This is a genomic window from Pseudomonas sp. WJP1 (assembly GCF_028471945.1).
In the GTDB taxonomy this organism is placed as follows: domain Bacteria; phylum Pseudomonadota; class Gammaproteobacteria; order Pseudomonadales; family Pseudomonadaceae; genus Aquipseudomonas.
The window spans coordinates 5,359,374-5,372,467 of record NZ_CP110128.1; the positions used below are offsets into that span (position 1 = coordinate 5,359,374).

The window sequence follows — 13,094 nt, forward strand, 5'->3', positions numbered from 1 at the left end:
CTGGCTCCGCGCATCAGGCTGGCATCAGACAACGTTGCCCGCCTCCCTTGCCGTCGCTACGCCGCAATCCGGTATAGCGCGGCTTTTTTCTGCCCGGCACATCGGTATGAAATTTATGGACAACAACGCGCATACATTCAAAACCTTCTGGTCAGGACAGGTTCCGTTCATCGCCTCTTTTGCAGTGCAACAACTGCGCCTGTGGGTGAACAGCAATCCCTGGTTTTCCGGGCATGACCACGACACCTGGTTCGACCTGCCTCGCGAAACCCTGGACAGCCTTCAAGCGGACTACCAGGTTGAATGGGCTCAACTCGGCCAAAAACTGCTGACCGGCCAGCCCTTCAGTTTCGATGATCGACGTTTCACCAGCGGCAACTGGAGCGCACCACTGTTCGGCTCGCTCGCCGCGTTTTACCTGCTCAACTCCAGCTTCCTGCTGAAACTGCTCGACAAGCTGCTGATCGACGAAAAGAAAGCACGCCAACGCCTGCGCTATCTGGTGGAGCAAGCCATTGCCGCCAGCGCACCGAGCAATTTCCTGGCCAGTAACCCTGATGCATTGCAGCGTGCGGTCGAGACCCAAGGCGCCAGCCTGATCACAGGGATGCAGCATCTGGCCAGCGACATGAATGAAGGCAAGATGCGCCAGTGCGATAGCGGCGCCTTCAAGGTTGGCGTCGACCTGGCCAATACCCCGGGCGAAGTCGTCTTCGAGAATCAGATCTTCCAACTCATCCAGTACTACCCGCAAAGCGAAACCCAGTACAAGCAGCCGGTGCTCGTCGTACCGCCGTCGATCAACAAGTACTACATCCTCGATCTGCGCCCGGACAACTCGATGGTCCGCCACCTGCTGGAAAAGGGGCACCCCGTATTCCTGGTCTCCTGGCGCAATTTTGACCAGGAACACGCCGGCACCACCTGGGATGACCTGATCGAGCACGGGGTAATCAACGCCCTGCAAGTCACCCGCGAGATCAGTGGCCAGCAGCGAATCAATTGCGTGGGCTTCTGCATCGGCGGCACCTTGTTGAGCACCGCGTTGGCCGTACTGGCGGCACGTGGCGACCGCGAGATCGCCAGCCTGAGCCTGTTCGCCACGTTCCTGGATTATCTGGATACCGGCCCGATCGACATCTTCGTCGATGAAGAACTGGTGGCCTACCGCGAGCGCACCATTGGTGGTGTGAACGGCCCCATCGGTCTGTTCCGTGGCGAGGACATGGGCAATACCTTTTCCCTGCTGCGCCCCAACGAGCTGTGGTGGAACTACAACGTCGACAAATACCTCAAGGGGCAGAAGCCGATTCCACTGGATCTGCTGTTCTGGAACAACGACAGCACCAACCTTCCAGGGCCGATGTACTGCTGGTACCTGCGCCACACCTACCTGCAGAATGATTTGAAATCAGGCGAGCTGGAGTGCTGCGGGACCAAGCTGGATTTGCGTGCAATCGACGCTCCCGCCTACATCCTGGCGACCCATGACGATCACATCGTGCCGTGGAAGAGCGCCTACGCCAGCACCCACCTGCTCTCCGGGCCCAAGCGTTTCGTACTGGGCGCTTCCGGGCATATCGCTGGCGTCGTCAATCCGCCGGCCAAGCAGAAGCGTCATTACTGGACCAACAATCGGGTCACCAAAAACCCGGAGACCTGGTTCAAGAATGCCGAGCAGCAACCTGGTAGCTGGTGGAATGACTGGTTCAACTGGCTGGAGGGACACTCCGGCGAGCGCCAACCTGCGGTTGCGCACACCGGCAATGACAAATACCCGCCTCTGGAGCCGGCTCCAGGCAGTTTTGTGAAGCAATGAAAGACTGCTGTGGAGCAGAGCGGAACATTGCCTGCAACACCGCAGCTTGATCGCACAGACGAAGATCAAGTCACGCAAACGCAATAGATAGCCGCCGGTAAGCCCAACCGGCGGCACGTCATTTGTTTGGGTACAAGGAGAGAGGCTCCATGAGCACCCCGTTTCGCATCAACGAAGCACTCTTGATTGCCGGCCAGGCATTCGAACCATTTCAATGCGTCGCCTGGGCTCCGCAAGACGGCAATGGCGAACTGAGCCTGTCCGTCCTGGACCGGGCCAGCACGCGTATTTGTCGCAAACAAGTTCCAAGCAGTACCTATTCGGACCCGGCGCAGCTGGAAAGCCTGCTGCAAGAAGTGCGCGCCGAGTTGAGCCAGGGAGGCTACACGCTGCAATCCTGGGCGATGCCAGGGTAAGCATTCTCGCTGGCTGGAATTTTTTCCCGAAACGCAGAAACGAAAAAGCCCTGAATAATCAGGGCTTTTTCGTATAAATGTGGCGGTGAAGGAGAGATTCGAACTCTCGATACAGTTTCCTGTATACACACTTTCCAGGCGTGCTCCTTAAGCCACTCGGACACTTCACCGTATCTCTTCAAACAAGTTCTGTCTGTCGAGGCGCGCTAATGTAGTCGAAAGCTTTTCTGATGGCAAACATTTTTTTCAGAATTTTCATGCGCTTAACTCGCTTAGCTGTTTCTGGTTGTCCTGGGTCATGGCAAACCGGCCAATCTCCGGCCTGGCATCCCCTTCTATATAGCTGGCGATGCACAGCTGGCGGGCCGGGTGGCGCATGCCGAAGGCCTGGAGCGTGACTGGCGAGTCAGTCACGGCGCTTTACCTGGATGGTGGCGGTGAGTAACGTCTGCCCTACTTTACTGAAAGGATTAGCGTCATGAGTGAGTTGATTTCCTACCACCTCGAAGACGGTATCGCGACCCTGACCTTGAGCAACGGCAAGGTCAATGCCATCTCTCCGGACGTGATTGCGGCGTTCAACGCTGCGCTGGATCAGGCAGTGACTGATCGCGCGGTGGTGATCATTACCGGTCAGCCAGGGATTCTGTCGGGCGGGTACGATCTGAAGGTCATGACGTCCGGCCCTAAAGAAGCCGTGGCGCTGGTGACAGCCGGCTCGACGCTGGCCCGTCGCCTGTTGTCGCACCCGTTCCCGGTGATCGTGGCCTGCCCTGGCCATGCCGTGGCCAAGGGCGCGTTTCTGCTGCTGTCCGCCGACTATCGCATCGGTGTCGACGGTCCGTTCAGCATCGGCCTGAACGAAGTACAGATCGGCATGACCATGCACCACGCCGGTATCGAGCTGGCCCGAGATCGCCTGCGCAAATCGGCGTTCCACCGCTCGGTGATCAACGGTGAAATGTTCAATCCGCAGTCTGCCGTGGATGCCGGTTTCCTTGACGTGGTGGTGTCGGCCGAGGAGCTGCAAGGTGCAGCACTGGCGGCGGCGCGTCAGTTGAAGAAGATCAACATGACCGCGCACAAGAACACCAAGCTCAAAGTACGCAAGGCACTGCTGGACACCCTGGACAACGCAATCATGCTGGATCAGGAGCATATGGGCTAAGCCCCAACCTGCAGCAACGAAAAGCCCGACCGTCGTGTCGGGCTTTTCGTAAGCGCCGCGCTGAAAACCCCTACAACCGCTCTAGAACACGTCTGACCCATCAGTCGGAAACATGTACTCAAACATCGTCTATCTCCCGCCTCTATAGCGGCAATTGCCGAAAACAGTGCACATCCGTACACTGCGCCACCTTTTGTCCCGGTGGGGCCTGCAAATGCTGTTCGCTTTACGTATGTCATTGATGGGCCTGCACTTTATTGTGGCGGGTGTGCTGGGCGTGGTGCTTGGCCTGTGTCGCCCGTTCAATCCGGACAACAGTCGCCTGTGCGCGCGCCTCTATGCGTGGCCAGCGATGTGCATTCTGCGACTGCGGGTGAAGGCCGACGTCGGGCCGTTGATGGATAAACCCGAGAGTTGCGTGATCATCGCCAACCACCAGTCCAACTACGATCTGTTTGTATTCGGCAACGTGGTGCCCCGCCGCACGGTGTGCATCGGTAAAAAGAGCCTGAAATGGGTGCCATTGTTCGGGCAGTTGTTCTGGCTGGCCGGCAATGTGTTGATCGACCGCGGCAATGCGCAGAAGGCGCGCCAGTCGATGTTGACCACCACCCACACCCTGCAAAACGAAGACACTTCGATCTGGGTGTTCCCGGAGGGCACGCGCAATCTGGGCGAAGAACTGTTGCCGTTCAAGAAAGGCGCCTTCCAGATGGCCATCGCGGCCGGGGTGCCCATCGTACCGGTGTGTGTCAGCAGTTACGTCAAACACATGCGCTTGAACCGCTGGCGCAGTGGGAAAATTCTCATCCGTTCCCTGCCGGCCATTCCTACCGCGGGATTGAGCCTGGATGACATGCCCATGCTAATGGCCCAGTGTCGCGATCAGATGCGCGAATGCATCGATTCGATGGATCGACAACTGCAAGCCGCTTGAAAGAAACCCGCCTTGTGCGGGTTTTCTTTTGCCTGCGAACTTTCGCCTGCGAACTCAGCAGATTTCACTGACTCTCAAGTAACAGACAAGGCTAAGCTGAACGCTGCCTGCCAAGGTCATTTGCCATAGAAAGCTGCCAAGAAGAAGTGAATCAACATCATGGGTAGAGTTGTTGCTGCTGCGGTTTACAGTGCTGGCAAGAGAGTCACCAATATCACCCTCGACGAAGGCGCGGCCTGGGCTGCAAAGCCTGGTCACTTTGTCTGGATCGGCCTTGAAGAGCCGAGCGCCGAGGAACTGTACAACCTGCAACGCCAGTTCAACCTGCATGAACTGGCCATTGAAGACGCCCTGGAAAAACACAGCCGTCCCAAGCTGGAAACCTTCGGCGATGCGCTGTTCATCGTCACGTATTCGCCCATCATGGAAGAGGGCAAACTCAAGTTCATCGAGACCCATATTTTTGCCGGCAATGGCTACATCATTACCGCGCGCAACGGCCATTCGGCGTCCTACGCTCATGTCCGCCAGCGTTGTGAGGCGCGTCCGTTGTTGTTGGAGCATGGGGAAGATTTCGTACTCTATGCCATCCTCGATTTCGTCATTGAAAACTACCAGCCGATGGGCGAAGCCATTCATGCGCAAATCGATGAGTTGGAGCGCAATGTCATGTGCAGCTCGCTGAACGAGCGCGACATTCAAAAACTTCACAGCCTGCGCCGCGATGTACTGCGCTTGCGCCGGTTCGCGGCGCCGATGGTGGAGATTGGCGAGGAACTGCAAAAGCTGAGCTTCCCCTTCATCGACAAGAACATGCGCCCGTACTTTCGCGATGTGCAGATTCACGTAACGCGGCAGATGGAAGACCTGACGACCCTGGCCGATATCGCCAGCCAGACCATCGAGGTCGGGGTGTTGCTGGAGGCGTCACGCCAGAGCGTGGTGCAGCGCAAGTTTGCCGCTTGGGCGGCGATCCTGGCGTTCCCGACAGCGGTGGCGGGGATTTACGGGATGAACTTCCAGAACATGCCGGAGTTGACCTGGCATTACGGGTATTTCGGGGTTCTGGCGTTTATCACGGTGGGGTGTGTGGGGTTGTGGGCGAGCTTCAAGAAGTCGGGGTGGTTGTAGGATAAACCGAGTCGTCTGTGAGATTCGCTGTAGGAGCTGGCTTGCCAGCGAAGGCGTCCCGCCTGGCATACCGCGTTGCCCGGTTCGCCGGCAAGCCTGGCTCCTACACGGCTTCGGGTTTGTGCGCCACAAAGCGCATCATCCACTCGGCAACCGTAGTGCCGTGGTGTTCACTTTCCAGGCTTGCGATTCCTTTCGAATACACCTGCTCGCCCAGCGCCTGCTGGCGAATTTCCAGCAACGCCCGGGAATAGTCGTGGATGAATTCCGGGTGTCCCTGGAAGCACAGCACCTGATCGTTGATGTGGTAGGCGGCAAACGGGCAGAAATCGCTGGAGGCGATCACCGTGGCGTTTTCCGGTAGCGAGGTGACCTGATCCTGGTGGCTGATCAACAGGGTCAACTCTTCCTTCACCGGGCTCATCCATGGCGCCTTGGCGGCGAGTTTGTATTTATGGGTGCCAACGCCCCAGCCTTGCGTCGCCCGTTCGCTTTTGCCACCCAGCAGCAGCGCCAGCAACTGATGGCCGAAGCACACGCCCAGCAGCTTGTCGCCGCGCTCGTAGCGCTTGAGCAAGTAGGTCTTGAGCGTTTCGATCCACGGGTCGGTGCCGAAGGAATCGGCCTTGCTGCCGGTCACCAGGTAGGCGTCGAACGTCAGGTCATCGCTGGGGTACTCGCCCTGCATCACGTTGTAGACGGTGAATTCGGCGGCGATAGGTTGCTGCGAAAACAGGTGTTTAAACATCTGCCCGTAGCCCTGATATTGGTCAACCAACTCCGGACGCAGGATGTCGGTTTCCAGAATGCAGATGCGTAACGACATAAAAAATACCTGACACGTGATGGGAATAATGCACACCCCAGAGCCTGCCTTGAAACACCGTGACAAGGCAAGCCCCGCAGTGTGTTACCGATCCCTAAAACGCCTCGCCCTTGGCGGCTTTTTCCAGCAGCAGGGCCGGCGGTGCAAAGCGCTCGCCGTATTGCCCGGCCAGGTACTGGGCGCGGGCGACGAAGTCCTTGACCCCGTATTGATTGATGAACTGCAGTGCACCGCCGGTCCAGGCAGCGAAGCCGATGCCGAAGATCGAGCCGACGTTGGCATCCGCCGTCGACGTCAGCACGCCCTCCTCCACACAACGCACGGTTTCGATGGCTTGCACGAACAGCAGGCGATCGCGTACATCCTTTGGCGAAATCTGCCCGTCAGCCTTTTCGAAGCGGGTTTTCAGTTCCGGCCATAAGTGTTTTTGCCCACCCGCCGGGTATTCATAGAAACCACCCCCGGCAGCCTTGCCCGCACGCTTGTATTCGCTGAGCAGCAAGTCAATCACGGCGTATGCCGGGTGCTCGACCAGCGCCTTGCCTTCTGCCTGCAGGTCCTTGGCGGTTTGCTGGCGGATATGGCTCATGAGGCTCAGGGAAACTTCATCGGAAATCGCCAGAGGCCCGACCGGCATGCCGGCCTTGCGCGCCTCGGTCTCGATCATCGCCGCGCAGACGCCTTCACCCAGCATGGCAATGCCTTCATTGGTGAACGTGCCGAACACCCGGGACGTGAAGAAACCACGGCTGTCGTTGACCACGATCGGGGTTTTGCGGATTTGCAGGACGAAATCGAACCCGCGGGCCAGGGTTTCGTCGCTGGTGCCGGTGCCCTTGATGATTTCCACCAACGGCATTTTTTCCACGGGGCTGAAGAAATGCAGGCCGATGAACTTGCTCGGGTCCGACACCGCCGTGGCCAGGCCACTGATCGGCAGGGTCGAGGTGTTGGAGGCGATCACTGCATCGGCGCCCACCACTTTTTGTGCGGCCGAGGAGACCCTGGCCTTCAACTCACGGTCCTCGAAGACTGCTTCGATGATCAGGTCGCAACCCGCCAGGTCGGCATCGTTGTCCGTGGTATGGATGCGCGCCAGCAAGGCTTCACGTTGCTCGACGCTGATCTGCCGGCGCGCCACTTTCTTGTCCAGCAATGCCGCCGAGTGCGCCTTGCCCTTCTCGGCCGCCGCCAGATTGACGTCCTTTAGCACCACGTCGATACCGGCCGACGCGCTGACAAAAGCGATGCCCGCGCCCATCATCCCGGCGCCGAGTACGCCGACTTTTTTCGTCACGTAAGGTGCGAAGCCTTGAGGACGCGAACCTCCGGCATTGATCTGGTTGAGCTGGAACCAGAAGGTGCCGATCAGGTTTTTCGAGACCTGGCCGGTGACCAACTCCGTGAAGTAACGGGTTTCGATCAGGTGCGCGGTGTCGAAATCCACCTGGGCACCCTCCACCGCGGCACACAGGATCTTCTCCGGTGCAGGCAGCGTGCCCTGGGTTTTACTGCGCAGGATCGACGGCGCAATCGCCAGCATCTGCGCGACTTTAGGGTTCGACGGCGTGCCACCGGGAATCTGATAACCCTTCACGTCCCAACGCTGAACCGCCGTCGGGTTGGCCAAAATCCAGGTGCGCGCCTTGCTCAGCAGCGCCTCGCGATCAGTCGCCAGGTCATCGATCAACCCCGCCTGCAAGGCCTGCTGCGGGCGGATTTTCTTGCCTTCGAGCAGGTACGGCAGGGCTTTTTCAATTCCCAGCATGCGCACCATGCGCACCACCCCGCCGCCACCCGGCAGCAGGCCGAGGGTCACTTCCGGCAGGCCGAGTTGCACGGAGGGATCGTCCAACGCTATGCGGTACTGGCAGGCCAGGCAGATTTCCCAGCCACCGCCCAACGCCGCGCCATTGATCGCGGCGACCACGGGTTTACCGAGGGTTTCCAGGGTGCGCAGTTGGCCCTTGAGGCTCAGCACCATATCGTAGAAAGCCTTGGCCTGGGGCTTGTCGACCTTGATCAGCTCCTTGAGGTCGCCGCCGGCAAAGAAGGTTTTCTTGGCCGAGGTGATGATCACGCCGGCGATGCTGTCCTTGTCGGCCAGCAGACGGGCGACACAGTCGGCCATGGCTTCGCGGTACAGCGCATTCATGGTGTTGGCGCTCTGGCCCGGCAGGTCGATGGTCAGGACGACGATCCGGTCCTGGCCCTTTTCGTAGCGAATGGCTTGGCTCATAAACAGGTTCCTTGCAGTCGGGGCTCAGAGACGTTCGATGATGGTGGCAATGCCCATGCCGCCGCCGACACACAAGGTCGCCAGGCCATAGCGCAGGCTCCGGCTCTCCAGTTCATCGAGCAGCGTGCCGAGAATGGCGCAGCCTGTGGCGCCCAACGGGTGGCCCATGGCAATGGAGCCGCCGTTGACATTGACCTTGCCAGGGTCGACGGCCATGTCCCTGATGAATTTCAACACCACCGAGGCAAACGCCTCGTTGACCTCGAACAGATCAATGTCTTCGACCCGCAGCCCGGCCTTGGCCAACGCCTTGCGGGTGGCCGGCGCGGGGCCGGTGAGCATGAGGGTCGGGTCGGTGCTGGTGACTGCCGTGGCGACGATCCGCGCCCGTGGCTGCAAGCCCAGCGCCCGGCCCTTGGCTTCGGAGCCGATCAACATCAACGCCGCGCCGTCGACGATCCCGGAACTGTTGCCGGGGGTGTGCACATGATTGATCCGCTCCACCTGGCTGAAGACCCGCAGCGCAGTGGCGTCAAAACCCATTTGCCCGATCATTTCGAAACTCGGCTTGAGCTTGCCAAGGCCCTCCAGGGTCGATTCGGCGCGGATGAACTCGTCATGATCGAGCAGGATGATGCCGTTCTGGTCCTGCACCGGCACCAATGAGCGTTTGAACGACCCGTCGACCCGCGCCCGTGCGGCTTTTTGTTGCGAGTGCAAGGCGTAGGCATCGACGTCCTGGCGGGTGAAACCTTCAAGCGTGGCGATCAGGTCGGCGCTCACACCCTGCGGGATGAAATGGCCGTGCAGGTTGGTTTGCGGGTCCAGCGCCCACGCCCCACCATCGCTGCCCATGGGCACGCGCGACATTGACTCGACGCCGCCGACCACCACCAGGTCCTCGAAACCGGAACGGACTTTCATCGCCCCCAGGTTCACCGCCTCCAGCCCCGAGGCGCAGAACCGATTGATCTGCACACCGCCCACGCTGACGTCCCACTCCGCCACCTGGACCGCGGTCTTGGCAATGTCGGAGCCTTGATCACCGATGGGCGTCACGCAACCGAGCACCACGTCATCGACCTGGCTGGTGTCAAGGTCGGTTCGCTCTTGCAGCGCCGTGAGCAAGCCGGCCACCAGGCTCACCGGCTTGACGCTGTGCAAGGCACCGTTGGCCTTGCCTTTGCCCCGGGGCGTACGTAACGCGTCGAAAATCAAAGCTTGGGTCATGACGTCCTCGAACCGCAATGCAGGTGAGTAAAAACACAGCCCTCACTCTTGGCCCATGGCGCGACGGATTCAATGACCGCAGCGCTCAAGGGCATTGACGCGCACGCTCAGACGGACGGTCATCCAGCAGGCGGTGAACCGGTTCAGGACACGCAGGTGTCTAGCAAAAGGCCGCCCAAGAAGCTGGCAATAGGCCTCATTCCTTTTTAATAGGACTTTGTGAGAACACCATACTAAATGGATCTAAACCAAGCGTGACGCGGGCTCTAAGGTGAAGGAGTACGAAGTTGTCGTCGGGTTTTGCCGAGGCGCTCGTCCTACAGGAAGTGCAACGTTTGCCGTCACGGAGATGTCCAGGCAGGCATCAGGAAATAACAAAAAAAAGGCGGTCAGCCATGTTCAAACAATCGAAAGTTCGTCAAGCCGGGCTCATTCTTTTCGCCACCACTCTGTTGTTGATTTTGCCGAACCTGACCAAGGTGATCGGTTAGTCGATCCTTAAAAAGACGACGGCAGATTTTTAATCGCCACGTAAAAATGTGGCTGGCTCGCTTCCCGGGCCAGCGTGGCTGTGCCAACCTTTGCGGCATTTCCACGACATGGATGGCGATCATTTGAAAACGCTCATTGTGTTCGGGGCCTTGCTGCTCAGCACGCCTCTCCATGCCGCACAGCTGAACCTGGAGCTGGGCGCGAACAGTCGCACGTGGCAAACCGAGGAGCTGCTCAAGCACCCTCAGGTCCAGACCATCAACATCAGCAATGACGTGTCCTACAAGCGTGACATGACCTATCGCGCCGTGCCGCTCGCCGCGCTATTGACCGACATCAAGCCCGACGACCACCTGCAAGCCGTGGCGCTGGACGGCTTTGCCGCCGAATTGTCGGCAGGGCCGCTGCTCAACACCCAGGGCGCGCGAGCCTGGCTGGCGATCGAGGATCCGGCTCAACCGTGGCCGCCGCTGGCAGAAGGTAAACACAGCGCCGGGCCGTTCTACCTGGTCTGGACCGATCCGCGGGCAGGCAACATCAGCCCGGAACAATGGCCGTTCGAGGTCGCCAGCATCAAGCGCATGGCCCCGGTGGCGGCGCGCTTCCCTGCCCTGCTGCCAGATCCTGCGTTGAAGGCCGATGACCCGGTGAACAAGGGCTTTGCGCTGTTTCAGAAGAACTGCCTGGCGTGCCATCGACTCAACGGTGCCGGGGATTCGCAGTTCGGCCCGGACCTGAATGTTCCGTACAACCCGACCGAGTACTTCGGCGCGGATTTCCTCCAGCGCTATATCCGCGATCCGCAGAGTTTGCGCCAGTGGCCGCAGGCGAAGATGCCGGGGTTCTCGGCCGAGGTGTTGCCGGATGAGGATCTGCGGATGCTGGTGGGGTATTTGCAGCATATGGTGGGGCGCAAGGTTAAACCCTGAACACACGACCCACGCCCAACGCCCCTGTAGGAGCCAGCGGTGCGGCGATCCGACTTGCCGGCGAAGGCGCCCGCAAGACTGGCGCAATGTTCAAGGGCGCCTTCGCCGGCAGCCTGGCTCCTACAAGGGGATGTGCAGTGCTGCAGGTTATTGTTGTTGCACGGAGATAACAGGCGTCGGCGATACGAACACCTTGGCATGCATCTGCTCACACCCACCCCCACGACGCATGCCACGTACCGGGCAGGCGTCCAGGTAATCCAGGCCCACCGCCAGTTTCAAGTGCCGCTCCGGCCGCGCCAGTTCATTGGTCACATCGAAGCTGTACCAGGCGTCATCGAGCCAGGCTTCGGCCCAGGCATGGCTGGCAAGGTGTTCGCTGTTTTCGCTGTACAGATACCCCGACACATAACGCGCCGGCACGCCCAGGCTGCGGGCACAGGCGAGGAACGCATGGGTGTGGTCCTGGCACACGCCCGAACGCCCGGCGAAAGCCTGGGCGGCGCTGGTGTCCACTTCGGTGGCGCCCGGCGTGTAGGTCATGTGCTGGTTCAGGCCATGCATCAGGTCGATCAGCGCCGTACGATCGCGGCGCTGCTTGCAGGCCTTGTCGGCGAACGCGCGTAGCGCCGGGTCGGCCTCGGTCAGCCGGGTGAAACGCAGGAACGGCAATGCCGACTGGCTCTCGTGCTCGGCTTCGCGCAACTCGTCGATATCGACCTGGCCGCGGGCACCGATGATGATCGCCTCGTGGGGCTCGTCCAGGGTCAGCACATGCAGGATGTTGCCGAACGGATCCAGTTGCGCGCGCACCGGCCGCGGCAGATCAAGCTGCCAGCTGAGCACGTGCTGGCGCTCGCTGTCGTGGGGGGTCAGCCGCAGGTACTGGATGCTCGCCCGCACCTGATCCTCGTAGTGATAGGTGGTCTCGTGGCTTATGGAAAGTCTCATGCAGCCTCCAGGTAGGAACTGTGAATGGCGTTACCCAACTGGCGCACCAGCGGGATGAACTCGGTCAGCCAGGCATGCAGGCCTTCGTCGAGGATTTCGTTGATGCCGGTGTAGCGCAAACGCGCGTCCATCTCTGCAGCCAGGCGCTGTGCGGGGCGGCCATTGGCCCCTGGTAGTTGCGCGAGGATCTGGTCGATTTCTTCGGTGCAGGCCCGCAAGGAGCGCGGCACATCGGCCCGCAGCAACAGCAACTCGGCCACATGCCGGGCACCGGGGGCGTCACGGTAGATCTCGGTGTACGCCTCGAAAGACGACAAGGCGCGCAGCAACGCACTCCACTGGTAGTAGGCGTGGGCCGTGCCGTCGCTGACCGCTTCGGCCTGATCGCCGGCCATTTCGTAGCGGGCATCGAGCAGGCGCAACGTGTTGTCGGCCCTTTCGATGAACGTCCCCAGGCGTATGAAGCGGAACGCGTCATTGCGCATGATGGTGCCGTAGGACGCGCCACGGAACAGGTGGGAACGCTCCTTGATCCACTCGCAGAAACGGCTCATGCCATAGCGGCTCAGGCCCTGTTCGGCGATGCCGCGAATCTCAAGCCAAGTGGCGTTGATGTTTTCCCACATGTCGGCGGTGATACGGCCACGCACCGCGTGGGCACTGGCCCGGGCGGCGCCGAGGCAGCTGTAGATGCTGGCCGGGTTGGCCGCGTCCAGGGCAAAGAAATGCAACAGCCGTTCGGCATGCAGCTCGCCGTGGCGTTCGAGGTAATCGTCCAGGGTGCCGGTAATCAGCAACGGCATGGCCAATTCGTGCAGGCCGTTACCGCGGCCATCCTGGGGCATCAGCGACAGCGAATAACTGATGTCGAGCATCCGTGCGAGGTTTTCCGCCCGCTCCAGGTAACGCGACATCCAATACAGATCCGAGGCAGTTCTACTTAACATGTCAGGCTT

12 protein-coding genes and 1 tRNA gene are annotated in these 13,094 nt (G+C 60.1%); 6 read left to right on the forward strand and 7 right to left on the reverse strand.

Annotation, left to right across the window (positions count from 1 at the left end; all coding sequences use genetic code 11):
• The first annotated feature begins 115 nt into the window (after window positions 1-115).
• Window positions 116-1,819 carry a class I poly(R)-hydroxyalkanoic acid synthase gene (gene phaC, locus OH720_RS23940; RefSeq protein ID WP_272606509.1) on the forward strand — a complete coding sequence of 568 codons (1,704 nt, stop codon included), beginning with the start codon at window positions 116-118 and terminating at the stop codon, window positions 1,817-1,819.
• Window positions 1,820-1,968: 149 nt separating this feature from the next.
• Entirely contained in the window at window positions 1,969-2,235 is a 267-nt protein-coding gene (locus tag OH720_RS23945; protein WP_272603157.1) for a hypothetical protein, read from the forward strand.
• 80 nt (window positions 2,236-2,315) lie between these two features.
• On the opposite strand, the gene OH720_RS23950 is transcribed toward OH720_RS23945, so the two are convergent.
• Window positions 2,316-2,405, reverse strand: a tRNA-Ser gene (locus OH720_RS23950).
• A gap of 85 nt (window positions 2,406-2,490) precedes the next feature.
• Entirely contained in the window at window positions 2,491-2,649 is a 159-nt protein-coding gene (locus tag OH720_RS23955) for a hypothetical protein (protein WP_272603158.1), read from the reverse strand.
• 64 nt (window positions 2,650-2,713) lie between these two features.
• On the opposite strand from OH720_RS23955, the gene OH720_RS23960 reads away from it, so the two are divergent.
• The 3 genes from OH720_RS23960 (at window position 2,714) to OH720_RS23970 (ending at window position 5,471) form a co-directional block, all read left to right on the forward strand.
• Complete coding sequence (locus OH720_RS23960) at window positions 2,714-3,403, forward strand: crotonase/enoyl-CoA hydratase family protein (protein WP_272603159.1); 690 nt, start codon at window positions 2,714-2,716, stop codon at window positions 3,401-3,403.
• A 214-nt stretch (window positions 3,404-3,617) separates the two neighbouring features.
• Window positions 3,618-4,340 (forward strand): lysophospholipid acyltransferase family protein, encoded by a 723-nt coding sequence (locus OH720_RS23965; protein WP_272603160.1) that lies wholly within the window; start codon window positions 3,618-3,620, stop codon window positions 4,338-4,340.
• A 159-nt stretch (window positions 4,341-4,499) separates the two neighbouring features.
• Window positions 4,500-5,471, forward strand: coding sequence for a magnesium and cobalt transport protein CorA (locus OH720_RS23970; protein ID WP_008061792.1), 972 nt, complete (start codon window positions 4,500-4,502; stop codon window positions 5,469-5,471).
• 103 nt (window positions 5,472-5,574) lie between these two features.
• On the opposite strand, the gene OH720_RS23975 is transcribed toward OH720_RS23970, so the two are convergent.
• The 3 genes from OH720_RS23975 to OH720_RS23985 all read right to left on the reverse strand — a co-directional run bounded on the left by OH720_RS23975 (window position 5,575) and on the right by OH720_RS23985 (window position 9,766).
• Window positions 5,575-6,297 (reverse strand): amidotransferase, encoded by a 723-nt coding sequence (locus OH720_RS23975; RefSeq protein WP_272603161.1) that lies wholly within the window; start codon window positions 6,295-6,297, stop codon window positions 5,575-5,577.
• A gap of 94 nt (window positions 6,298-6,391) precedes the next feature.
• On the reverse strand, window positions 6,392-8,536 hold the full coding sequence (locus OH720_RS23980; protein ID WP_272603162.1) for a 3-hydroxyacyl-CoA dehydrogenase NAD-binding domain-containing protein: 2,145 nt from the start codon (window positions 8,534-8,536) through the stop codon (window positions 6,392-6,394).
• A 24-nt stretch (window positions 8,537-8,560) separates the two neighbouring features.
• A complete protein-coding gene (locus OH720_RS23985) occupies window positions 8,561-9,766 on the reverse strand; it encodes an acetyl-CoA C-acetyltransferase (RefSeq protein ID WP_272603163.1) in 1,206 nt (401 codons plus the stop codon).
• A 599-nt stretch (window positions 9,767-10,365) separates the two neighbouring features.
• Here OH720_RS23985 and OH720_RS23990 point away from each other — a divergent pair.
• On the forward strand, window positions 10,366-11,187 hold the full coding sequence (locus OH720_RS23990; RefSeq protein WP_272603164.1) for a c-type cytochrome: 822 nt from the start codon (window positions 10,366-10,368) through the stop codon (window positions 11,185-11,187).
• A gap of 147 nt (window positions 11,188-11,334) precedes the next feature.
• Here OH720_RS23990 and OH720_RS23995 read toward each other — a convergent pair whose 3' ends face one another.
• Window positions 11,335-12,138: a transglutaminase family protein gene (locus OH720_RS23995; protein WP_272603165.1), complete on the reverse strand. Its 804-nt coding sequence runs from the start codon at window positions 12,136-12,138 to the stop codon at window positions 11,335-11,337.
• Window positions 12,135-13,085 (reverse strand): alpha-E domain-containing protein, encoded by a 951-nt coding sequence (locus tag OH720_RS24000; RefSeq protein WP_175390617.1) that lies wholly within the window; start codon window positions 13,083-13,085, stop codon window positions 12,135-12,137. The genes OH720_RS23995 and OH720_RS24000 overlap by 4 nt, the downstream gene beginning before the upstream one ends.
• Window positions 13,086-13,094: the final 9 nt, after the last annotated feature.

Coding starts and splice junctions, on each gene's coding strand:
- phaC (WP_272606509.1), top strand. CDS start 116: ATGGACAACAACGCGCATACATTCAAAACCTTCTGGTCAGGACAGGTT.
- OH720_RS23945 (WP_272603157.1), top strand. CDS start 1,969: ATGAGCACCCCGTTTCGCATCAACGAAGCACTCTTGATTGCCGGCCAG.
- OH720_RS23960 (WP_272603159.1), top strand. CDS start 2,714: ATGAGTGAGTTGATTTCCTACCACCTCGAAGACGGTATCGCGACCCTG.
- OH720_RS23965 (WP_272603160.1), top strand. CDS start 3,618: ATGCTGTTCGCTTTACGTATGTCATTGATGGGCCTGCACTTTATTGTG.
- OH720_RS23970 (WP_008061792.1), top strand. CDS start 4,500: ATGGGTAGAGTTGTTGCTGCTGCGGTTTACAGTGCTGGCAAGAGAGTC.
- OH720_RS23975 (WP_272603161.1), bottom strand. CDS start 6,297: ATGTCGTTACGCATCTGCATTCTGGAAACCGACATCCTGCGTCCGGAG.
- OH720_RS23980 (WP_272603162.1), bottom strand. CDS start 8,536: ATGAGCCAAGCCATTCGCTACGAAAAGGGCCAGGACCGGATCGTCGTC.
- OH720_RS23985 (WP_272603163.1), bottom strand. CDS start 9,766: ATGACCCAAGCTTTGATTTTCGACGCGTTACGTACGCCCCGGGGCAAA.
- OH720_RS23990 (WP_272603164.1), top strand. CDS start 10,366: ATGGATGGCGATCATTTGAAAACGCTCATTGTGTTCGGGGCCTTGCTG.
- OH720_RS23995 (WP_272603165.1), bottom strand. CDS start 12,138: ATGAGACTTTCCATAAGCCACGAGACCACCTATCACTACGAGGATCAG.
- OH720_RS24000 (WP_175390617.1), bottom strand. CDS start 13,085: ATGTTAAGTAGAACTGCCTCGGATCTGTATTGGATGTCGCGTTACCTG.